This is a genomic window from Plantactinospora sp. CA-294935, assembly GCF_050936445.1.
GTDB lineage: Bacteria > Actinomycetota > Actinomycetes > Mycobacteriales > Micromonosporaceae > Plantactinospora.
The window spans coordinates 25,732-46,158 of sequence record NZ_JBNJMU010000002.1; the positions used below are offsets into that span (position 1 = coordinate 25,732).

25 protein-coding genes are annotated in these 20,427 nt (G+C 70.2%); all 25 read right to left on the bottom strand.

All coding sequences use genetic code 11. The annotated features are described in order from the left end of the window. Positions 1–16: 16 nt before the first annotated feature. Positions 17–376, bottom strand: a complete 360-nt coding sequence (locus ACQEVC_RS45525; RefSeq protein ID WP_432872115.1) for a hypothetical protein — start codon at positions 374–376, stop codon at positions 17–19. A 14-nt stretch (positions 377–390) separates the two neighbouring features. Continuing rightward, complete coding sequence (locus ACQEVC_RS45530) at positions 391–1,422, bottom strand: major capsid protein (protein ID WP_432872117.1); 1,032 nt, start codon at positions 1,420–1,422, stop codon at positions 391–393. 14 nt (positions 1,423–1,436) lie between these two features. Continuing rightward, a complete protein-coding gene (locus ACQEVC_RS45535) occupies positions 1,437–1,850 on the bottom strand; it encodes a head decoration protein (RefSeq protein WP_432872119.1) in 414 nt (137 codons plus the stop codon). Positions 1,851–1,921: 71 nt separating this feature from the next. Then, on the bottom strand, positions 1,922–2,419 hold the full coding sequence (locus tag ACQEVC_RS45540; protein ID WP_432872120.1) for a hypothetical protein: 498 nt from the start codon (positions 2,417–2,419) through the stop codon (positions 1,922–1,924). 47 nt (positions 2,420–2,466) lie between these two features. Further along, on the bottom strand, positions 2,467–3,327 hold the full coding sequence (locus ACQEVC_RS45545; RefSeq protein WP_432872122.1) for a hypothetical protein: 861 nt from the start codon (positions 3,325–3,327) through the stop codon (positions 2,467–2,469). A gap of 34 nt (positions 3,328–3,361) precedes the next feature. Beyond that, entirely contained in the window at positions 3,362–4,807 is a 1,446-nt protein-coding gene (locus tag ACQEVC_RS45550) for a phage portal protein (RefSeq protein WP_432872124.1), read from the bottom strand. Positions 4,808–4,820: 13 nt separating this feature from the next. Next, entirely contained in the window at positions 4,821–6,455 is a 1,635-nt protein-coding gene (locus ACQEVC_RS45555; RefSeq protein ID WP_432872126.1) for a hypothetical protein, read from the bottom strand. Continuing rightward, the gene (locus ACQEVC_RS45560) at positions 6,452–6,904 is read right to left on the bottom strand and encodes a hypothetical protein (protein ID WP_432872128.1); all 453 of its coding nucleotides are present in this window, start codon (positions 6,902–6,904) and stop codon (positions 6,452–6,454) included. Before ACQEVC_RS45560 ends, ACQEVC_RS45555 begins: the two co-directional genes overlap by 4 nt. 752 nt (positions 6,905–7,656) lie before the next feature. Continuing rightward, entirely contained in the window at positions 7,657–7,887 is a 231-nt protein-coding gene (locus ACQEVC_RS45565) for a hypothetical protein (protein WP_432872130.1), read from the bottom strand. Further along, on the bottom strand, positions 7,884–8,096 hold the full coding sequence (locus ACQEVC_RS45570) for a hypothetical protein (protein WP_432872132.1): 213 nt from the start codon (positions 8,094–8,096) through the stop codon (positions 7,884–7,886). The genes ACQEVC_RS45565 and ACQEVC_RS45570 overlap by 4 nt, the downstream gene beginning before the upstream one ends. Then, positions 8,093–8,797 (bottom strand): hypothetical protein, encoded by a 705-nt coding sequence (locus ACQEVC_RS45575; protein WP_432872134.1) that lies wholly within the window; start codon positions 8,795–8,797, stop codon positions 8,093–8,095. Before ACQEVC_RS45575 ends, ACQEVC_RS45570 begins: the two co-directional genes overlap by 4 nt. A 103-nt stretch (positions 8,798–8,900) precedes the next feature. Continuing rightward, the gene (locus tag ACQEVC_RS45580; protein WP_432872136.1) at positions 8,901–9,161 is read right to left on the bottom strand and encodes a hypothetical protein; all 261 of its coding nucleotides are present in this window, start codon (positions 9,159–9,161) and stop codon (positions 8,901–8,903) included. 27 nt (positions 9,162–9,188) lie between these two features. Beyond that, positions 9,189–10,154, bottom strand: coding sequence for a tyrosine-type recombinase/integrase (locus tag ACQEVC_RS45585; protein ID WP_432872138.1), 966 nt, complete (start codon positions 10,152–10,154; stop codon positions 9,189–9,191). Positions 10,155–10,168: 14 nt separating this feature from the next. Continuing rightward, positions 10,169–10,450, bottom strand: coding sequence for a hypothetical protein (locus tag ACQEVC_RS45590; protein WP_432872140.1), 282 nt, complete (start codon positions 10,448–10,450; stop codon positions 10,169–10,171). Beyond that, positions 10,447–11,397 (bottom strand): DNA adenine methylase, encoded by a 951-nt coding sequence (locus ACQEVC_RS45595; protein ID WP_432872142.1) that lies wholly within the window; start codon positions 11,395–11,397, stop codon positions 10,447–10,449. Before ACQEVC_RS45595 ends, ACQEVC_RS45590 begins: the two co-directional genes overlap by 4 nt. Positions 11,398–11,453: 56 nt before the next feature. After that, the gene (locus ACQEVC_RS45600) at positions 11,454–11,684 is read right to left on the bottom strand and encodes a hypothetical protein (RefSeq protein WP_432872144.1); all 231 of its coding nucleotides are present in this window, start codon (positions 11,682–11,684) and stop codon (positions 11,454–11,456) included. A gap of 59 nt (positions 11,685–11,743) precedes the next feature. After that, positions 11,744–12,223, bottom strand: a complete 480-nt coding sequence (locus ACQEVC_RS45605; RefSeq protein WP_432872146.1) for a hypothetical protein — start codon at positions 12,221–12,223, stop codon at positions 11,744–11,746. Between the two features lie 34 nt (positions 12,224–12,257). Continuing rightward, a complete protein-coding gene (locus ACQEVC_RS45610; RefSeq protein ID WP_432872148.1) occupies positions 12,258–12,497 on the bottom strand; it encodes a hypothetical protein in 240 nt (79 codons plus the stop codon). Continuing rightward, on the bottom strand, positions 12,497–13,033 hold the full coding sequence (locus ACQEVC_RS45615) for a hypothetical protein (RefSeq protein ID WP_432872150.1): 537 nt from the start codon (positions 13,031–13,033) through the stop codon (positions 12,497–12,499). The genes ACQEVC_RS45610 and ACQEVC_RS45615 overlap by 1 nt, the downstream gene beginning before the upstream one ends. Before the next feature lie 10 nt (positions 13,034–13,043). Then, entirely contained in the window at positions 13,044–14,987 is a 1,944-nt protein-coding gene (locus ACQEVC_RS45620; protein WP_432872152.1) for a DNA polymerase, read from the bottom strand. A 12-nt stretch (positions 14,988–14,999) separates the two neighbouring features. Then, positions 15,000–17,588 (bottom strand): DUF3854 domain-containing protein, encoded by a 2,589-nt coding sequence (locus ACQEVC_RS45625; protein WP_432872153.1) that lies wholly within the window; start codon positions 17,586–17,588, stop codon positions 15,000–15,002. A gap of 151 nt (positions 17,589–17,739) precedes the next feature. Beyond that, positions 17,740–18,120, bottom strand: coding sequence for a hypothetical protein (locus tag ACQEVC_RS45630; protein ID WP_432872155.1), 381 nt, complete (start codon positions 18,118–18,120; stop codon positions 17,740–17,742). Between the two features lie 49 nt (positions 18,121–18,169). Then, entirely contained in the window at positions 18,170–18,685 is a 516-nt protein-coding gene (locus ACQEVC_RS45635) for a single-stranded DNA-binding protein (protein ID WP_432872157.1), read from the bottom strand. Beyond that, positions 18,682–19,539 carry a hypothetical protein gene (locus tag ACQEVC_RS45640; RefSeq protein WP_432872159.1) on the bottom strand — a complete coding sequence of 286 codons (858 nt, stop codon included), beginning with the start codon at positions 19,537–19,539 and terminating at the stop codon, positions 18,682–18,684. Before ACQEVC_RS45640 ends, ACQEVC_RS45635 begins: the two co-directional genes overlap by 4 nt. Next, a complete protein-coding gene (locus ACQEVC_RS45645) occupies positions 19,536–20,417 on the bottom strand; it encodes a PD-(D/E)XK nuclease-like domain-containing protein (RefSeq protein WP_432872160.1) in 882 nt (293 codons plus the stop codon). The genes ACQEVC_RS45640 and ACQEVC_RS45645 overlap by 4 nt, the downstream gene beginning before the upstream one ends. Between the last annotated feature and the right edge of the window lie 10 nt (positions 20,418–20,427).

Here is a 20,427-nt window from a genome sequence, read left to right on the forward strand (position 1 = left end):
CGGCCGGCCGGAGCTGCTACTCGGTCGGGACGTTGGCCGCGGACAGCGCCGCGATCACGTCGTCCCGGGATGCGTCGTCGGGCACCTCGACACCCTTGCGGGCCGCGTACGCCCGCCACTCCGGCGCACCGGATCCGGCACCGCCCTTCGGCGGCGGACCGTCGCCGGCCGGCGCCTGGGGCCCGACGGACTCGCCAGCCGGGGTCGGCTTCGCGGCGTCCGCCCAGACGTCCGGATTGGTGATCGCCGACTCGACCCAGGACAGCTCCGGCCGCGACAGGTCGTCGTTCGGGCCGACGGTCACCGACTCGCCGGTCAGCTCGCCCTTGTCGTCGCGGCGGTGCACCGTGACGAAGGCGTTCAGCTTGCGCGCCATCGCATCTCCTCAGGTCAGGCCACGTCGGCGGCGAGCGTCAGGTCCGGGTTGGCCATGATCGGCAGACCGATCGCGGCGGCCTTCGTCCACACCGCCACCGGGTCCTTCGTGCTGTACGAGCCGGCCACGATGCCCGGCTCCACCCCCGACAGCCCGTACTCGGGTTCCAGCGACTCCGCGGTGGTGCCGAGCAGGGTCGCCCCCAGGTCGGTGCCCTCAGGGTTGTCCGGCGAACCGGGCGCCGGCAGCAGGATCACCCGGTCGGCGGGAATTACCCGGGTCGCCGTGGTGCCGACCCGCACTTGCGCGTCGTAGATGTAGATCGGCGGCAGCCCGTACGCCGCGAACACCGCATTCACGGTCGCCTGCGACACGATGCTCGGGGTGCCCGCCACGGTGGCGGCGAGCTGGCGCATCTCGGCGTTGCGCAGCAGGTAGCCGAGCACCGTGGTGGAGGTCAGAATCGCGCCCGGCGCCTCCCCGTTGGTAGCGATGTAGGTGTCCCGCCACGTGATCAGGTCGGCCAGCGGGGTCGCGGTGGCCACCACCGACCACAGCACCGCCGGAGCCACCGTGTGCGAGCCGGACCGGCCGAAGTCGACGGTTGCGACCACGCCGTTCTCGGAGATGACCAGGGACCCCCGGTAGAGGGCCTCGCCACGGAACAGCTCCAGCCGCGCGGCGACCGCCCGGGCCATCCGCTCCGCGTCCGACAAGATCGCGTTGCGGATTCCCGCCTCGTCGCGACGCTGCCGCAGCCGCTCGTACTCGCCCAGCCGGATCTTGCGGCTGATCGGCGGCAGCTCGCCGGTGACCCGGGTCAGGCCCGGCCGGGAGCCGATCGGCGACTCGGCGTCGTACGCCCGCACCGTGGCCGCCTCGGTCAGCCCTTCCCCGCCCCGGGTGTAGCGGTACTGCAGGTCGTCGATCGCCCGCCGGGGCAGCCACTGGGACAGGGTGAACCGGTTGCGGTCCAGGTCGGCCAGGGCCTCCCGGACGTAGCCAGTCAGTTCCGCCGGGGTGATGTAGTCGGTGAACAGGAACATCTACCTCACCCCTCTCAGGCGTCGAATCGGATCTGCGGAAGGTCGGCCGCGTACGCGTCGCCTGCGTCCGGACCGCCGTTGAGGCCCTCCGCGATCGGCAACTTGGACAGCAGCACCCGGCCGTGCCAGAGCATGGCGCCCTGCACGTCCGTGGTCGTCGCCGACGGAGCGCCCACCGCGCACAGCAGCAGCCCGGCGGCGGTCTCCGTCCCGTCCGCGGCGGCGGCGTTATACGGCCCGTACAGGCCGGTGGCGGTGATCTGGCCGAGGATGATGCCGGAGCGGAAGTAGCCGTCGGGGTAGTGCAGGCCGGCGTTGAACGCGCTGGTGTCCAGCGTGATCGAGATGGCCCGGTCCGTGCCCTCCTCCGAGCCCAGCCAGGACTGGTCGTCCTGGCCGAACGCCTCGGTCACAGGGGCGAGGTTCATCGTTGTCTCCTTCGCGAGCGATGCCGCGCCGCCCTGGCGCGGGAATCAGCGCGGAACACCCGCCCGCGCGGTCAACTCTTCTTGCCGTGTTTCTGCTGGTAAAGGCTCGCCCCCGCCTCCACGGATGCGGTCGGGGCGGTCGACCGGGCACCCTGCGACGGGTCCGGTTTCGGGGCCTTCGGTTCCGACTTGGCCCGCGCTGCCGGGAAGTCCCGCAGGATCTCCTCGGCGTCCGCCTCCAACGCTTCCCGGGTGTCGCCGACCAGCCGTTTGGCCTGGGCCGGGGTGAGGCCCTTCTCGTGGGCCACCTCCAGTCGGGTTGCCCGCAGTTCTGCCTCAGTGGCACGCTGTTCAGCGGCGGCTCGCCTCTCGGCCTCCGACTTGTCGGCCTCGGCCTTCTGCTGCTGGGCCTTTTCGTACTCGGCGAGCTTGGCCTGCGTCTCCCGCAACTCCCGCCGGTACCGGGCCGCCTCCTGATTGGCCTTCGTGACGCGCGGGTCCTCGGTGGTTCGTTCCTCGACGTCGGGCGCCTCCGGGGCGTCGACCGTCTCGGTGATGGTGTCGCTCAAGATGCCCTCCTGGGGCGTACTTCCACCGCCCTCCAGGGGCGGGAAGATCAAATGAGGTACCCGTGCTGCCTCAGCAGTCGGATCGCCTCGTCACGGTTGCCGGCCGCGTCGCGGAGGATCTGCTCCGGCATCAGCCGCTCCATCCGGCGGCGACGGGCACCTTCCCTGGTCAGCTTTCGGCCATCAGCGGCGGTATACATGCCACGTCGGGCGTTGACGACCTGGCCGATGTCGGCGCCGTCCCTGATCACCTCCGCGCCTGCCTTGGTGAACACCCGGTCCTGCTCGGCGGCGTCAAGACTGCCGAAGTAACGACGGGGGTCCGTCCGTACGTCGTCGGCAGTGTCCTCGGCCGCCGGGACGTGGACGCAGTCGCAGTTCGGATGCCGTTGGAATCCGGTGTTCCACCGGTACCGCTGGCCGGCGAGGAGGATGCACCGGGAGCAGGTTCCGCCGACGACCATCCGCACGTAGCCGGTCACCGACGGCCGCGCCGTCAGCGCCACCTGGTCAGCGACCCGACCAGCATCCGCCACCTGGGTCCGTACGATCATGTCCAGGTGCGCGGCGCCGCCGGCCAAGGCCCGGTCGACAGTCGCCCCGGCCCCGATCCCGGCCAGCGTCGTCACCACCGGCCGGTACAGGAGTCCGGACAGATCCCGGCCGTCCGACGCGACCCCGGCCAGGGACCCGGACCGGATTCGCACCCCGCCGACCGGATCAGGATCCAGGCCCTGCGCGTCGAGTACCTCGGTCAGGTAGCCGTCCGCCCGACCGGCCGCCGCCTGCTGGGCTCCGACCAGCACCAACAGCAGTCGGACCAACAACGACCGCCACGACACCGCGATCCGGTCCGGCTCCACCTGGCGCCACAACCGGGCCGCCTCACCGGCGACGGTCGATGTCAACTGGGCACGGTCGCGGTAGTGGCGGCGGGCGACCTCAAGCGGCGTCGGCACCGGTCACCGCCGCGGCCGGCTCGCCCGCCGCATCGCCGCCGGCCAGGCCGCGGGCGATGTCGAGCACCGGGTCGCGACGGCGCTCCGCCTCGTCCTCTTCCTCCATCCGGGCGATCTGCACCTGCGAGAAACCCAGCGACTCCCGGGTCTGCCGCAGCGGCACGATCGGTCGCGGGCTGGTGCTGAACAGCTTCACCGCGGCGTCGGCCTCGGCCGCCCTCGTCGGCGTCGCCGGGTTACGCCAGATCGTCTCCAGGCTCGCCAGGTCCGGATTCCAGTCCTCGTCGAGGATCCGGCGGACCAGACGCATCACCCGCTCCCACGACCCGCCCCGAGACCGCTGTACCCGCTCGCACAGCTTGATGACGCGCGACTCGTCCGCGCGGATGCCCTCCGCCGACGGCGGATTCGTCGTCGACTGGCCCAGGTAGCGCATCGGCAGCCCGGTCACCCCCGCCACCAGGCTGGCGTAGTGGTCGACGATCGTCTTGAAGTTGCTGAGATCGGCGGCGTCGAACTGGCCGACCTTGGCGGCCGGGTTGAGCAGCGCCCAGATCGCTCCGAAGTACGCCTCCCAGGCGGGCAACTGCTTGCCGTCCTTGTCGACGAAGTCACCCTTCGACGCGCCGAGGACGTACCGCTGTGGAATCGCCATGATCTCGGTGGCGAGCTGGGCGTTCGTCAGCGCGCGCGCGGCGGCGTCGGTCAGCGGGATAACCCGCTCCATCTCCGACCGGCCATGCCGACGGGCGACCCGGGACCGGTTCACCATCGGCACCACCGGCACCACACCCATGCCGTGATCGTCCCGGTCGACCTCCACCCAGCGGGCGTTACGCCGCTCCAGCCACACCGTGACGTCCGGCAGGTACAGGGTGGCGAGCTGAATCGACTCGGCTCGGCGGGCCGGACCGATGGGGCTGTCCCGGTAGACCTTCACCGCGGCGGCGACCCGGCGGGTACGCGGAGACAGTTCGGCGGTCACCTCACGCGGCGACTCAACCGTCACCAGAGGCGTGGCCGGATCCCGGTCCTCGTCGCCGTCGTCGTCCTCGTCCGGCCCGGCGTCACCGGCGCCGACCGTGACATAAGAGCGGCCAAAGACCAGCGAATCCAGGTGGGCGAGCTGGGACTCCTCGTCGAGGTCATTCTCCTGCCACACCCGCCAAAGGTCGGCGTCAGCGCCGTCCTGGCCGGGCAGCCGGAAGCCCTCCACGTCGAGGCGCTCCTCAATCGCGTCCACATACGTGGCCGGCCAGTTCACCACCGTCAGGAACTGGCGCAACTCCGGTGGCACCGCCAGGCCGAGCTGCTCGACCCGCTGCTCACCGTTGTAGTAGGCGTCGAGCGTCCACAGCTTCCGCTGCTGCCGAACGAGTTGGTACTCCAGCCGGGCCAGGGTCTCGGCCTCGTCTTCGCTGAGCGCCACAGACCCTCCCCTCCTACCGGAACACGATCACGCGGGTGTCCTCGGGCTCAGGGCTCCATAGCCCGGAAGCCAGTACGTCGAGCCGGGCCTGCCACGACAGCCCGCCGGCCATCGCACAGTCGATCTTTTTGGGTGAGTCGTGCCGCTCCTTGGCCATCACCCACAACCGCTGGCCCTCGTCGTCGACCATGTTCGTGAACCGCTTCTGAGCGGCGCCGATGTGCCGAGTGAAGGCGTCGTCGCCGTCGTTGGTGACCTCGCCGGCCCGGATCGCCGCCGAGTACGTGCGGCACATGAACGCGGTCTTGCGCAGGTTCCGGGAGTCCGTGTACCAGAACGCCACGACCTTCGGCCCGTGCGTGCCCGACCAGCGCGACAACGGGTCGTCCCAGCCGGCCGCCGGATCGCCGTAGAACCGCAGCACCCGCCACCGCTCGAACATCTCGGCCACCGCGTCATCGACCTCGGCAACCTTGATCTCACCGCCGGGGGATTCCTCCGGTATCCACAGCCCGAATCGGTGCTGGAAGCCAGTCTCTATCTCCGTAACGACCAACGCGGTGGTGTCCCGCCATCGGGCGCCATCCAGACCGGCCGTGACGGACGCACCACGCGGGATCTTCCGCCCGAGTCGGGCCAGGTCGATCCACCGTCCGGCGTCGAACGCCTGCGCCTCGGCCTGCGTCCACCGGTTCGTCCAGACCCGCTCCAGGTACGCCTTGTCGGCCTTCGGACGGTCCCACTGCTTCGCGATACCCCGCAGGTCTGACCAAGCCGCCGCTGGGCCGGACGCCTCCCGGATGGCCTCGATCCTCCCGGTCAGGGTCTTCAGGTCGTGGTGCGGGCCGGCCTCGCGGTGGAAGTAGAACAGCTCCGGCTCGTCGATCTCGCCCCGCGCGATCGCCTCGGCTTCGTCCTTGTCCTGCTCGGCGACCGATCCGCCGCCTGGCACTCCCGCCGTCGTAATGCCCATCGACCAGGGGTCGTCGAGCGGCCGTTTCGGGAGGTTGGCCTCCATCGTGTCGTACGCCGCGACGTGCCGGGGCAGGTCCAGGCGGTGCGTCTCGTCGTAGCCCTGGAACGTCGTCCGGGCGCCGTCCCGGGCATTCGGCGACTGGGCCAGCGGCACCGCCTTACCGTCCGCCCGGCCGCGCTCGTCGAGCCGGATGATGCGCTCCAGCCCGGCGTCAAACAGATCGGCGTCCGGGCCCTCGGTGCACACCACGTAGAGCACGTTGTAGGCGAGTTCCTCCACCTGCTCGGCGGTGTACGCCAGCAGCGGAATGTACGGGTCACGAACCGGCCGACCAACAGGCTCGCCTGCGGCATTCCACCCGTCGAACCGGACCTCCGCCTCAGGATGCAGCTCGGCGAAAGCGATCCAGCCGAGCTTCTCCGTCTTCGCCGTACCCTTCCGGGCGGAGATCCGGACCCGCCGGAACCGTCGCCGGCCGGCCAGTTCGTGCCTCCGGGGGTAGACCTCGTACGCCTTGTAGATGATCGCCCGGGTCTCGTCGTCCAGCTTCGCCGGCTGACCCTTCAGCGAGCCGGGACCGAACACTGCCCGATCCTGGATCAGGTCACAGACCCCGGGACCCAGCGTCGGCCAGGGCTCCTCGTCCAGCGGTGGAACGACGAACGTGCTCACGACACCGCGTGCAGGACGTTACGCGGATCCTCCCCCGTCTCGGCCGGCGTCTTAGCAGCCTGTCGACGACGCTGACCACGCTCCTGCGCCTCACTGGTCCGCTCGATCTCCCACTGGAGCCGGCGACGATCCATCGGGGTCAGACCGAAGCCCTGCCGCTGCTGGCGGATCTCCGCCGCTATCTCCTTGCGGAGCTTCGCGTCCTCGGTCGTCCAGAAGTCATCGACCAAGACGGCCAGCGCGAACAGGCCGTGCCGATCCGACTCGTCGTACTCCGGGGCCATCGGCGACGACCAGATGTCCCGCCACCAGGCGCGCGTCTGCTCGTGCCAGAGCCGGGTCGGGAGCTTCGGAGCCTCGATCGTCGGGTCGATGGACAGGGTCGCCGCCGTGCTGGCGCGGTTGCGGCGAGCCCGGGTCGACGGGTGCTTGGGTGCTGGTCCGGGCATGGTCACCGCCTCCAACGCAGAGTCACTGTCAGTCACCGGATCCCGTACGCGGCGATTTCTACCTCCCCGGCGGTCCTGGTCCGGGGCCTGCCAGAGGGTCACCCCCCCTTCGTCACTGTCCGTGAGATTGGGCGCGTCGCCATCCTCGGTTGCATCGCTCGTGCTCGGGCCCAGTCCATCCTTTGCGGTCGTCCGTGTGCCCGAGGTCCCACCGTTGGCCGGGCTTGATGGTCCGGCTCGGCATGACGCAGGTTGTGGCGTGGCAGTCGACCTCGCTTCGCTCGACCTTGGGCTGCCACTCGCGGCGGAGTCGTTCGTGCTCGGCGTCGTAGCCGCGGTCCTGTCGTCGTCCACGTGCGGCGTCGGCGGTCCGGGCGCATCCGTCGCATCGTCCGCCCGTCGTCAACTCGGGGCACGATCCGGGGTGCTCGGCGCATCCAGTGCAGGGGCAGACGCGCATTGCTCTTGGCACTGTGTCCACGCTCCCGCACGAACCAGGCCGGACCCATACCCGAGTAACCCTCAGGCTCAGATCTTGGCTTAGAAACGCTCTCAGACCCGGTCGGCCTGGTCACGCCTTGGTCATCGCAGGTGGCGCGGCCGGACCTCGCCCGCGACCCGGCCGCGCACCACCACCCGCACCGTCTCCCGCCAGCGCCGACCGATCTCGGAGACGACAACAGCCCGGGAGCGAGGGGGCTCGACCGGGCTGTAGAGACACCCCTGCCATCGGGGTGTGTGATCAAAGCGTATCAGCCCGCTACCGGGACGCGTCGTCTGCCGCGTCCGGACAGCCGCTTGTCCCGCTCGATGCTGGCCGCCTGGTCGAGTGCGTAGTAGACCGTCTGGCCGACCTGATGCCGGTGCAGTCCGTCGCGCTGGGACCAGTTGCGGACCATCGCCACGGTGACGTCGGGGCCGAGTGCGACAGCAATCTCGGCGGCGGTGCCATACCGGCGGCCGGTCTCGGGGTGCCGGATCACGGCCGCTCCTCGATCATCTCCACGCCGATGACGTTGTCGCGAAGCCACTGCTCGCACTCTGCCCTGCTGGCGAACCAGATGTCCAGCGACAGGCAGAGGCCAGCGGTTTGCAGGACCGGCTGCCACGGATAGGCCGGGTCGCTGCGTGGCTCTCCGTCCTCGGAGTCGACGTCCTCAACGTCAGCGAACCACCCCACACGATCACTCACGCTGCCTCACCTCCATCGGCGGTAAGCCCGACCAGCCACCGTCGCGGCCACTGTGCCAGCTCCATCGCAGCGACCAAGTCGACAGCGCCCGGCCAGATGTGCACCGCACCCTCCACCTGCACCAGCATGGCGCACCCGCAGCCCTGGCCGGCGCAGCGGCAGCCGGCGGTGCACACCACGGTCCAGTCGGCGGGGTCGGGGGCGGCGGTGCAGGCGGTCATCGGCCGGCGTCCGCAGGCGGGGCACTCAGCGCCCGGCAGCACCTGCTCGTCGGGACCAAGGCCGAGCGCGGTCCGGATCCGGGCGTCGTGGTCGACGAGCCACCGGCGTAGCTGCTCGGTGGTACCGGGCTGGAGCCGGGGCAGACCGTCGAGGATCCGCCACATCGGGTCCGGGCCTGCGGTGAGCCGGAGCGTGTCGGCGAGCCAGGTCAGGGTGCTGGTGGTAGCCCGCTCCAGCCTGGTGAGGCTTTCGTTCCCGGTCAGCTTGGTGGGGGCAAGTGCGATGTTGCCGACCGGGTCGCCGTGACCGCCTCGGGAGCGGACGCTGCCGCCGGCACAGGACCGGAGTCCGTCGCGGGGCTGGTCGGCTCCGCACTGAATGGCGTGGTCGAGCTGCTGTCGGGCGACCTGGAGGCTCCACGCGGCGGTGAGCGCGTGCAGGGTGTTCGGGTGGCGCGGTGTGGCGGTCTGGCCGGTCATGACGTGCGGTCCCCCTCGGTAGGCTGGCCGGTGAGTCGCAGCGCCTTCGCGGGGTGCTGGTGGTGGCCCTCCCGGTTTCGCGGTCGGGAGGGCCACCGGCGTTTCAGGGGGTCGGGGCGGCTTCCTCGGCCGGTGTACCAGCGGTGTCCTCGGTGACGACCCGCACCGACAGGTTGGTCAGATGCAGGGTGTTGTGGTCGCGGTGGCACTCGACCTTGGCGTCGTCGGGGATCTCCTCGGCGTCGAGCGCCCGGACGAAGTCGCGGAGTGCCCACACGCTCATACCGCCCTGGTACGGCGACACGCTGCGGATGTAGATCGAACGGCTGGCACTTCGGGTCACCTTGGCCATCGGGGCAGTCATGGGTCTCGGTCCTCTCGGGTTGGCCGCTCAGCGCGGCGCGGGGTCGTCGGCGGGCAGGTGGCGGGCGTAGCGGCCCATGAGCTTGTAGGCGGGGCTGCGCGACGGGTCGTAGTGGCTGCGGTCGTAACCCTGGGTCGTGTCGGTACGGCTGTGGCCGACCTCCCGGGCCACGTCGTAGATCGAGGCGCCCTCGTCGAGAGCACTGGTCACGTAGGTGGCGCGGGTGGTGTGCGGGGTGAGCCGGTCGGCGACCTCGGGCGGCAGCTTGGCGGCGCGGGCGAGGCGCTGGAGCAGCAGCCGTACGGCCTTGCGGTCGAGCCGACCTCCGGTGCGGGTGGCGATGAGCGGCCGGACGCTGCCGGCGCCCGTGTCGTCGGCGCTGACCAGCGTGCCGGTGTCGCGGCGGGTGGCCTGGTAGGTGTCGAGGCGGGCGACGACCGGGGGCACGAGCAGCACGGCCCGGGTCTTGCCGCCCTTGCCGTCGATGATGTGCAGGACGTGGTGCCCCCGGTCCAGCCCGACGTCTCCCGTGTTGGCGTTGGTCAGTTCGCCCACCCGGATGCCGGTCTGTAGGAGCGTCCACGCGATTGCGGCGGCCCGGGGTGTGTCCTGGTCGGCCTGGGCGAGGATCGCGGCTGTGTGTTCGTCTGAGAGCGCTGGGGCGTGCTTCGGTGACTGGGCGGGTCGGTCCTCGGGCAGGAGCGCGGCCGGGTTTCGTGGGGCGGCCTGGTGGTAGACGAGCCACCGGTACCAACTGGAGACGGCGCCGAGCCGGCGGGCGCGGGTGGTGCCGGCCTCCCCGGCACGGTGGAGGGTGCTGAGCCAGAGTTGGGCGTGGGCGGGCCAGGCGTCGAGGGGGTCGATGCGGTTGGTGTCGCACCACTGGAGCCAGAGGGCGAGGTCGCGGCGGTAGGCGGCCTTGGTGTGGTCGCTCTTGCGGCCTTCGATGAAGGCGGTGACAAGCCGGGCGAGGTGGTCGTCCGGTTGCGTCACGGTGGCAAGGGTGGTCATGCCACGAGCTCGCGGTAGTCGGCGGCGCAGAGGTAGCCGTCTCGCTGGGTGGCGAACAGGTGGTCGTTGCAAAACAGCTCGCCGCATCCGGCGGCGGTCTGCTCGCCGTTGAGTTCGCCGCAGCGGCTACCGGGAGTGTCGGCCACGGTGGTGGGGCATCCGTCCTCGGTGCAGGTGGCCTCGTCGGGCATCGGGGTCATCTCGATCTCCGATCTGTCAATGAATCGAGCCGGATAGGGACCGTTAGCGCGAAGCAGGGCGGTGACGAGGGTGGTCACGCAACACCTGCCTTGCGCCGGAGGTAGGCACGCTGACGACAGAGCGGGGAGAAGTACTTCGGGCGGCGCCCGGTCGCAGGTCGGATCACCGTCCGTCCGCACTCACAGGCGCACAGGGTTTCGTCAAAACTCCGAGTTCCGGCGCTAGTTTCGTCAAAAGCCCTGTTCAGCCATAGGGTCTCGGTGCCCACCGCACCCTGGCGGCCGGCACGGTTGCTCGTGGGCCTGCTGATTCCGACGTCAATCCGGGTCCAGTCGGCGTACAGCTCGTCGTAGAGCGGCGAGGCGTACCCGGACAGGATCACCATCGCCCGCAAGGCGTGCAGGGCCTCGGCGAGCGAGCGGTGATCGTCGGAGGTCATCTCCTCCTGGTAGGCGCCCCGGTCGTTGCGGGTCTCAGGCAGGTACGGGGGATCGACGTACAACAGCGCGTCATCAGCCCGCCCGTGCTGGGCCACCACCTCGACCGCCCGGCGTTGCTCGATTTGCACCCGGCGGAGGCGTTCCGCTGCTGCGCCCATCCGGGCCAGGTAGCCGGTAACCCGGGTGGCCGGATTGTTGCTGGCGTTGGACAGCGACCAGCCAACCCGGGCCCGCCGGGTCTGGATGGGGACGGCATTGAAGCCCTGCATCTGCCGCACCCACCAGCGTCGAGCCTGCTCCACCTCGTTCGCCGGCTGGTCCGCGTGCTCTTGGCAGTGCTGGAACTCGGCACGGGCGTACGGTGTCCGCTCGATGGCCGTGATCAGGTCGCGAGGACGGTCGCGCAGCACCCGGAAGAACGTGACGACGTCTCCGGCCAGGTCGTTGATGATCTCGAATTGGGCGGGCTGCTTGGCGAACAGCACGGCGGCACTGCCAGCGAACGGCTCGACGTAGAGCCGGTGGGGCGGCAGCATTTCCACGATGCGGCCGGCAAGTCGGCCCTTGCCCCCGTAGTAGCGCACCGGTGGCCTCACCTTTCACCTCCTATCTAGATCGTTTCTTGGGCTCATACTTGGGCTTATGAGGTGGTCCGGTCGTGCCGGTCGGCGGCATCGGCTTGGTCGATCGCCTCGCGCATCGTCGGCCGTTCCTCCGGCGGGACGGCGGGCATCGACGGGTCCTTGCGCACGAACAGAAGCGCCCACGACCGGCCGGCGATGATCGTCCGGAACCGGGCCGCACCGCCGTGCAGGTTGGCGAGTACCGCGATCCGCCGGATCGGAATCCAAGGTTGGAGCAGGCGTCGCATGGTCAACTCCCTTCTGATCTACGCCTTAAATGGCTGTTTACGGCTACGTGATGGGTAGTTCAGGCGGACTCCATGACGCGGCCCCGGGTGGCGTACTCCTGCAACTCGGCGGGAAGGTGGAGCCACCACGTCCGCTCCACCTCGCTCGTCGGCATCGGGTCGCGCCCGACCCACAGGAGGTCCTTCGTGGTGCGGGACAGGGCACCGCACGAGCAGCTCACCAGCACGCGGCGATCGCGCTCCCGAGCCAACATCACCGCCCCCTCGGTCCGGGGGAGGTGGCCGTCGAACGCCGTGCTGTCGGCCGGGCACAGGTGCAGGGCGAAGGACCCGGCGGAGACGTCCCAGGGGGACCGCTTGTCGGTGTACTGCCGACCGGTCGACGGATTACGCCGCCGGCCAGGCCGCCAGTCGGCGAGGTGATCGGCTGACGAGACCCGCCGCCAGCCGTCAGGAACGTCAGTGATCTTCTCGATGATTCCAACGGCGGAGCAGTGCGGGGCATCGCACGTTACGCGGTAGATCGTGTGGGTAGACATCTCGATCTCCAATCTGGGTCGTGGGGTCGTGGCCTTATCGGGAGTCAGGGGTGGTGGGTTCCGATGGGATGGGGACGGTGTGACGCACGGAAACCCCGGTGAAGTGGAACGTGTTGTGATCCCTCTGGCATTCGAGGGTGGCGGTGTCCGGGATACCCTCGGCGTCAACCGCCGCGAGGAAGTCCCTCAGCGCCCAGATGGTCATTGATCCGCTGACCGGAGGCGGGCTGGCGATGTAGACGCTGCGGCTGGCGGACTTGGTGACCTTGGCCATCACGCCACCTCCGCCGGCAGCGGCACCGTGACTACCCGGTCGCGCAGGCTGCGCTCGTCGCCGAACGGGACGGCGGCCGGCGTCGGGCCGGCTGAGCCGTAGCCGGTGGCGCGCAGCAGCGACACGGCGTCGGCGAGCAGCATCCGCACCGGGAAGGCGTGCCCGTCGCTGACCGGCAGAGGCTCCAGCGTGGCCAGGTCGGCGAGTTGGAAGGCGGGCATGACGGCCCACCACCGGCCGGCGTTGGCCGGGCCGACCCCGGACCGCTGGACGACGAGCAGCCCGACCGTGGCGTGGGCGTTGCGGACCTCGGTGGCGAGTTCGGCCATCCACCGGGTGATGTCCAGGTCGCTGGCGGTCCGGGCGGCAGCCCCACCCTTCACCTCCCAGCAGACGCCGGGTGTACCAGTGATGTCTCCGGCGTCGTGGGCGCCGCGTAGCGACCGGCGCTCGGCGTGCGGAAAGCCGGCGGTGTGCAGGTAGCGGACGACGGCAGTTTCGGCGGCGGTGCCGATGTCTCGGGGTCGGCGCTTCATGGTCGTCTCCTCAGTAGGGCGGCTGGTCGTCAGCGACGACCGCGGGGGCGGGTGGGGTGGTGGCTCGGGCGGCACGGATCTGCTCGGCCCGCTTCGAGGTCATCCACCGCGAGGTGCCGTCCTCGTCGATGAGGGCGATCGCGCTGGCGGAGATCGGTACGCCCATGAAGTCGAAGCGCATGCACCGCTGGACCTCGTCGGTGACCTGGTCCACGAGGTCCTCGGGAACTTGGAGCACCAACTCGTCGTGGATGGCAAACCAGACCAGCGGGCCGCGGCCGAACTCGTGGGCGAAGCGCCACCAGGCGTCGACCAGGAGGTCCCGGGCGCTGGACTGGACCAGGTAGTTGATGTTGGCGTAGGTCCGGAGGTCGCCGTGGCCGTTGGTAGTCACAGGGATGCGCCGGTGGGATATGGTCCGGATCTCGTCGCGGTACTGACCCATGGCCCGGGACAACTCATTGATGGCTGGGTACCGCTCGCGGAAGGTCGCGACGATGCGCTGGGCATCCTCCAACGGGATCCGAGCCTGCTCGTGCAGCGCCCGGCCGCCGCCGCCGTAGACGATCAGGAAGTTGGTCATCTTGGCGGTGTCGCGGGTGATCTCGATCCCGGACTCGGCCAATTCGTCAACGGTGAGGTCGTGAAGGTCGCCGCCGGCCAGGATGACGTCGATCATCTTGGTCTCCCGAGCCAGCGCGGCGACCACCCGCAGCTCGACCTGGTCGAAGTCGGCGGTGAGCAGCACGTGGCCGGGCTCGGGAAGGAACAGTCCCCGCATCCGGGGGTCCTTCTTGCTGAAGTTCTGGAAGTTGGGCGCGGCCGAGGACATCCGGGCGGTGACCGTGCCGAGAGTGTTCAGACCGGGGTGAACCCGACCGTCCGGGGCGACGCGGGACAGCAGGTCGGTGGTCTTGTTCAGCGCGTCCTGGTGGCCCTTGAAGCGGATGAGCTGATCGGCAACCCGCTGCCCGTCGTCGTCGAGGTCGTACCCGAGCAGCAGCTTGACGTTCTCCTTGGCCAGGCTGGGCTTGCCGGTGTTGGTCAGCGCTCCGCCGCGGTCTTCCCAGGTCGACCAGTCCACGCCGTGGTCGGTCAGCCACTCCTGGATCTTCGGCGACCTGGCGGGGATACCGCCGGTGACCTCGACGACAACGGCCTCAGCCTCGCCGGTCTCGCGGCGGGCTTCGTCGGCCAGGGTGTCCAGCGCCGGTCGGTCGACGCGCATGCCGCGGATCTGAATCCGGTTCGCTTCGGCGGCGAGCCAGGACTCGATGCGCAGGAGCGCCGGAGGCGCCGCGGTCAAGGGGGTGAGGATGTCGGCCAGCCGGCGGCAGGCGATGGCATCGAGTCCGGCGTAGGTCAGGTACTCCGGGTCGTCGGCGGGGGTGTTGGCCCAGCCGTACGCGTCGATCACGGACCGGGCCGGCTTCTTGCGCTTCGGCTCGGTGGCCAACCAGAGCGCGGTGAACCGGTCGGCGAGCGCCTTCTCGGCGGCCTCCAACTCGGCACCGATGTGCGTGGTGGTCAGGGTCTTAAGGTCCTTGCCGCCGGCCTTGTCGTCGGGGGCGGCCATCGCGGCGAGCATCCGGGTGTCGACATTGCGGCCGGTAATGTCCGCACCGAGCTGGGTGGCCACGGCCAGGACATCCATCGGGGTGTGTGAGCAGAAGCTGACTGTCGGGTCGGAGAGCAGGTCCACCGCGGCGGCACGCTGGTCCGGGTCGTCGAGGTTCAGCACCCAGGCGTACTCGGCGGTGCCGAACTGGATCAGCCGCAGCGCAAAGTCCGGGGAGAACTGGCCGAGGTCGTCCATGTAGAGGCTCTCAACATCGAGTCCGTACAGCGCGTCGCCGGGGAAGGCGGCCCGGAACGCCGCGGCATCGAACTGGCCGGGCTCCGGGGCGAGGATCTCGGTCGGCAGTCCGCCGAGGGTCGGGGTGAAGGTGCGCACGGTCGTCTCCTCTCAGTCGCGGGTGAAGGTGGCGGGGAAGCAGTGCGGGCACGCGAACCAGAACCGCCCGGGCGGGACGAGTTCCTTCGGCTGGCGGCAGTCGCGGCACAGCGGCGCCGGGTCGACGGTCACGAGCGGCAGTAGGTGCTCGATCGGCGCGACGGTGGCGGAGGGAACGGAGGGAACGGAGGGGTGTGTTCCGCCCTCTACTACACGCGAAAACACGTGTGCGTCCGCCGCGTATGACACGTCCGCGCTAGGAGGAGATGTTTTTCTCCCGCCTGTGAAGGGAGTAGGCATCCCTCCGTTCCCTCCGTTCCCTCCGTCTTCGAGGTTTTCGGGGGGCAAGATGCGCCACTTGGCCAGGTTCCTGTGTCCTAGACCCGTTTTGACGAGCTGGTAGCCGTCGAGCACCCGGCCCTCCTGCTTGGCGTACGCCTGGCCGAGCTTGCGGGCGTAGCCCTTGGCGGTCGGGTCCTCCAGGTTGTGCGGGTACTCCGCGGCCTTGCCCGCCCGGTCCAATTTCTCGGCGGCGTGCCCGGTCAGGAACTCCGCATCGCCGAACGTCTCGTGCAGCCACCGCAGGTGCGCCACCCAGTGCTGGCGCTCGAAGTCGCTCTCGGAGCGCCACTCCCGAACGTTGGCGAGGAAGCCCTCGACGCCCGCGATCTCCAGCACCCCGGCGAGCACCTTCTGCCAGCCCTCGAACGAGCCCATCGAGAACGGCAGCTTGGGCGTCGGCTGGCCGGCGGCGAACCAGGCCCGCACGAGGGTCAGGCACGCCGCGATCAGGCCCGCTCGGTTGGCCGAGGTCCACGCCCGGAGGTCGGCGTGCCGGAAGCTGGACGTCGGCCGGTTCTCCGGGCTCTCGCCGGGGAAGGAGAGTTGGATCCGGTAGACGCGCCGGCCCATGTCGCCGTAGACCTGCACCTTGTTGCCCAGGCTGATCCAGGTGACCCGGTTGGGGAACTCGGCGAGGTTGCTCACCCCGAGCACCCGGTCCTGGTAGGTGACCGAGGTGATCGCGCGGGCGAAGCTGGCCCCATCCAGCGCGTGCGCCTCGTCGAAAATGAACAGCTCGGCGCCGGACCGGAAGGCGGACGTGATGACCTTCCGGTGCTCCGCGTCGTCCGTGGTGTAGGGCAGCGGCTGGGCATCGCGGCCCTTCACCAGCCGGTGGATGACGTCAGCCAGCAAGTTCTTACCCGAGCCGGCTTCCTTGGCGTCGACCACGGCCAGCGGCGCCAGCGGCACCAGGCCCCGGATGAACGGCGTCAGCACCAGGCCGAGTGCGTTGGCCTTGTCGGCGGCGGAAGGCAGCGGGAAGTCGCCCAGCCAGTCGTCGAGGATCAGCTTCACCGCCGCGCTGATGTCCTCGGGCGTCGGGTCGGTCGGCACCGGCCCCATCTCCAGGTCCGGGTCGAGCACCAGGAAGGTGCGCGTCTCCGCGTCGTAGCCCGGGGTCTGGCAGATCGAGCCGTCCGGCCGGACGAACGGGATCTCCGACAGCTTGTCCAGCGTGCTGAACCGCTCGGCGTTGGCCAGGATGGCGCCCATGGTCTGGCCGTCGGGCCAGGCGTGCACGTGCCGTTCCTCGCCGTCGGGCGAAGGCGTGGCCACCACCGTCACCGCGGTCTCGGCGACGATCCCGCCGAACGCGTCCTTGCTGACCGGGGTCAGCGCCACGCCCTTGCGCTGGCTGATCACCCCGCCGTAGCAGAACAGCCGGTTGGCGTCGTGCCTGTCGAGCAGCGCCTGGGTCAGCGCGGTGATGACCTCGTACCGGTCTCCGTTGACCACGATCATGCCGCGCTCAGCGGGCACCACCAGCTCGGTGGCCGCCCGCTTTCGGGCGGGCGGCGGCTTCGGCTTCTGGTCGGCCGGCTTTGGCTTCGCCGTCTCGATCAACCGGGCCAGGTACGCCGCCCGCCGTGCCGCCGGCCGGCTGCCGAGGATATCGTCCAGCCCCGCCTTCTTGCCGCCGGTGAGCCGGAGGAACCGCACCGACCGGGCGCCCTCCGCCACGCACGCGTCGGCCAGGTTCAGCCCGGCGGTGTAGACGTCGAGGTTGGTTGCGGCGTCGGCGTCGAGGCACACCACGACTTCCCGGTCGTCGACCACGTACAGGTCCGGCGTCGGCGCCCCGTCGCGGTACCAGCCACGGCAGCCGACCATCCCGAGCACCTCGACGCCGGCCGGTACGTGGCTGGCGGCGGCCAGGGCCTGCTTCGTGCCCTCGACGATGAGCACCAGGCCTGCATCTTCGTCGCGCCGCAGCGCGTTGAGCACCAGGCTGGTGTCCGCCGGCCAGAGGTACTTGCTCGGCTTCCCGTCGATCCGTACCGGCACGTCCGGGCGAAGCTGGAGTCGCTCCTCACCGTCCGGCGACCGGTACGGAAAGACCAGTGCCGGCACCGCCGCCTCGCCGTACGAGGCGAACTCCGCTGGGAGCTGCTCCGTCGCGGTGATCGACCGGACCCCGGCGGCCCGGGCGACCTCTGGCGAAATCGCGGCGGCCTCCAGCAGCGCCCGGTGCTCCGACGTGATCGGCAGGTCGCTCCAGGTCGCCTCGCTGGTCACAGCCTCGGCTGTGACCGTCACAGCGTCACCGGCCGGGTCGTCTGGAAGGCGCCTGCGTCGTCGTATCTGTTGGTGCTCAAGGGGTGCCTCCCTGGTCTCGTGGTTGCTGGGGAGTGGCGCCCCGTCGCGCTCTCGATGCGCGGTGCCGGCCTGTCCGGGCGGGGCTGGTGAATCAGGGCTTCGCGTCGGCCAGCGTCCGGCCGCCGTGCTGGAACGGCCGGGTGCGGTTGAAGGCGACCTTCCGCTCGTACTCGGCGGTCAGGTTGATCCCGAAGACGTCGCAGGTGTCGAGCAGGCGAATCAGCACGTCGGCCAATTCGGAACCGACGCCCTCCGGCTTGGCGCCCTGGTGCGGCTCGGTGGCGTCGACGAGCCGCCAGTCGCGGTACGCCTCCAGGGCCTCGGACAGCTCGCTGTGCAGCAGGGCGATGTAGTCGCCGAAGGTGTTGGTGCCGGGGCCGCCGTCAGCGGACCGCCAGCCCTTCTCGATGTTGATTTCGCGCACCTCGTCGGCCATGTCGGCGAGCGACTTGCCGAAGCTGGGGTAGCCCATCTCGTGGTCTCCTTGGTCGTAGTCGGCTGTCGGGGTTGGCGGTTGGGAATCAGAACGGAGGCTCGACGCCGTTGCCATCGGGGCGCCCGAGCACTGCCGTGGCGGTCCGGCTCTGCGCCGGGGCAGCGGTAGCCCAGGGGTCGTCGGTCGAGCCTCCGGCCGGCGGCGACGCGGTACGCTGCCCGCTCGACCCGCCGCTGGAGCGCGTCATCTTCTCGACCCGCGCCGTGGCGTACCGCAACGACGGACCCACTTCGTCGATCTCCAGCTCGTAGACCGTGCGCTTCTCGCCCTCGCGGGTCTCGTACGACCGCTGCCGGAGCCGGCCCTGCACGATGACGCGCATGCCGCGCTGCAGGGACTGCGCGGCGTTCTCCGCCGGCTCCCGCCACCACTGGCAGGCCAGGAACAGCGGGTCGCCGTCCTTCCACTGCTGGGTGGTCTTGTCGTAAAACCGCGGGGTCGAGGCCACCCGGAACTTGCAGACGGCCGCGCCGGACGGGGTGTAGCGGATCTCGGGGTCATCGGTCAGGTTGCCTACGACGGTGATCGTGGTCTCGTTCACGACTGGGTCTCCTTGGCGAGTTCGGCGGAACGCGCGGTCCACGCGTCCAGGACGTGCTGGTCGCGGATGTTGTGCTCCTGGCAGGCCCGCTTGATGACGTCGAGGGTGTCCTGGGTGGCCGCGCTGGCGATCCAGTCGAGAACTCGTTCAGGAGTGATGTCCTCGGGCTCGACGAGGCAGTCCGGGTCGACCAGGTAGCTGACGGCCGCCGGCTTGGGCTCCTCGCTCGTCGTGCCGAGGATCTCGGCGGCAGTGATGCGTTGCGGCGCCGGCCGGGCTTCGAGGGAACCGCCCTCGTCGCGGATCTCCTCGGCTGTGTACGGCATGCCCATGATCGCGTCGGAGGCGATCCACCGGCAGACCTCCGCGGTCGCCCGGGCGACCAGCATCGCGGCAGGCTGCTTCTTCCACTGGTCCTTGGTGGTCAGCCCCATCTGCTGGGCGCGCTCGATGGTCCACGTCGAGACCTGCCAGTCGGTCTCGCCCTTGCGCAGCCCCCGCACCGACGCGGTCTGGGCGGTCGGCTCGCCGACGACCTCTACCCGGTGGCCCAGGCTCTGGACGATGGCGCGTAGGGTGATCGCCTTCGGCGCGGGCGTGCCCTGGATGTTGTCGAAGGCGCGCAGCGAGGCCATCGGCGAGAGCCTCACCTCGGCGCCGGCCAGGATCGCGGCGCACGCTTCCTCGGGCTTGCCCCGGTAGGCGGCCGGGGAGAACTGCGTACCGCAGAGGCTCTGCGCCAGGCGGTACGCCGCGTCGGCGGCCTGGGCCCACTGGGCGAGTTGGACGGCGGCCGGCTCGGTACCGGCCGGGATGTCGAGCTGCTGATCGGATCGGATGGCGACGTCGGTCACTGGGAGAACTCCTCGGTTCGGTGCCACGGGGGCAGGGAGATGGGGACGATGTCGTCGGCGTAGCCGGGCCAGCGCCCGGTCTCGACGCACTGGCGGTAAACCTCGATGGCCTTGCGGTTCTGGGCTCGCCCACTGGCCCGGTCGGGCTCTTCCAGCTCGACGACCGTGACCAGGTACGGCGGGGTCTTCTCCTGGAAGACGAAGAGGAATCCGGCGTCCTCGCCGAGACCCAGCGCGGTCACCGCGTCGAGGTACCAGGGGTCCTGCTGGTGGTAGCCGTACCGGCTGACGGCTCGGCGGATGTGCTCTCGCTCGGCCGACTCGGTGGTCTTGTAGTCCACGACCACCGGCCGCCCGGACACCCGGTTTCGGAGGAAGTCGAACCGGGCCCGGCGCCAGACCCCGGTCTCCTCGTCAACCCAGAACGCGGACTGCTCGGCATCCCCCGTAGTCGGGTCGAACAGCGCGTTGGCCAGCGGGTGCCGGCGCAGCGCCTCAACCATCTCCAGCACCCGCTGGTAGTCCTTGGCCAGCAGCGGAGCCGCACCGACCGCGTGCGCCGCGTCACGCTGCTCCCGGGCTGCTTTCGTACGCCAGTCCGGCGCGTCGACCACGACGATCTCCGGCCCAGACCCGAGCAACCGATGGTGAGCGACGTGCCCGAGGTCGAAGTCCGGTTGCGGCGCTCGACCGTTCTCCCGCTCGTAGGCGAACTTCGCCGGGCACGACGGCGGCAACAACCTCCGGGCTCCGCTGGACGACAGGGACCCGACCGGCACCGGATCGCCGTGGTACTCGGCCTCAGATATCGAGTACAGACCGGGCTCGGTGATGACGGTTGGCCGCGATACTGCGCTCGGCAGCTCGACGACGCTCACGCTGGTACCT

Excerpts from the sequence above, each read along its gene's own strand:
- ACQEVC_RS45605 (WP_432872146.1), bottom strand. The coding sequence starts at position 12,223 with ATGTCTACCCACACGATCTACCGCGTAACGTGCGATGCCCCGCACTGC.
- ACQEVC_RS45600 (WP_432872144.1), bottom strand. The coding sequence starts at position 11,684 with ATGCGACGCCTGCTCCAACCTTGGATTCCGATCCGGCGGATCGCGGTA.
- ACQEVC_RS45615 (WP_432872150.1), bottom strand. The coding sequence starts at position 13,033 with ATGAAGCGCCGACCCCGAGACATCGGCACCGCCGCCGAAACTGCCGTC.
- ACQEVC_RS45580 (WP_432872136.1), bottom strand. The coding sequence starts at position 9,161 with ATGACTGCCCCGATGGCCAAGGTGACCCGAAGTGCCAGCCGTTCGATC.
- ACQEVC_RS45525 (WP_432872115.1), bottom strand. The coding sequence starts at position 376 with ATGGCGCGCAAGCTGAACGCCTTCGTCACGGTGCACCGCCGCGACGAC.
- ACQEVC_RS45630 (WP_432872155.1), bottom strand. The coding sequence starts at position 18,120 with ATGGGCTACCCCAGCTTCGGCAAGTCGCTCGCCGACATGGCCGACGAG.
- ACQEVC_RS45610 (WP_432872148.1), bottom strand. The coding sequence starts at position 12,497 with ATGGCCAAGGTCACCAAGTCCGCCAGCCGCAGCGTCTACATCGCCAGC.
- ACQEVC_RS45535 (WP_432872119.1), bottom strand. The coding sequence starts at position 1,850 with ATGAACCTCGCCCCTGTGACCGAGGCGTTCGGCCAGGACGACCAGTCC.
- ACQEVC_RS45560 (WP_432872128.1), bottom strand. The coding sequence starts at position 6,904 with ATGCCCGGACCAGCACCCAAGCACCCGTCGACCCGGGCTCGCCGCAAC.
- ACQEVC_RS45575 (WP_432872134.1), bottom strand. The coding sequence starts at position 8,797 with ATGACCGGCCAGACCGCCACACCGCGCCACCCGAACACCCTGCACGCG.
- ACQEVC_RS45530 (WP_432872117.1), bottom strand. The coding sequence starts at position 1,422 with ATGTTCCTGTTCACCGACTACATCACCCCGGCGGAACTGACTGGCTAC.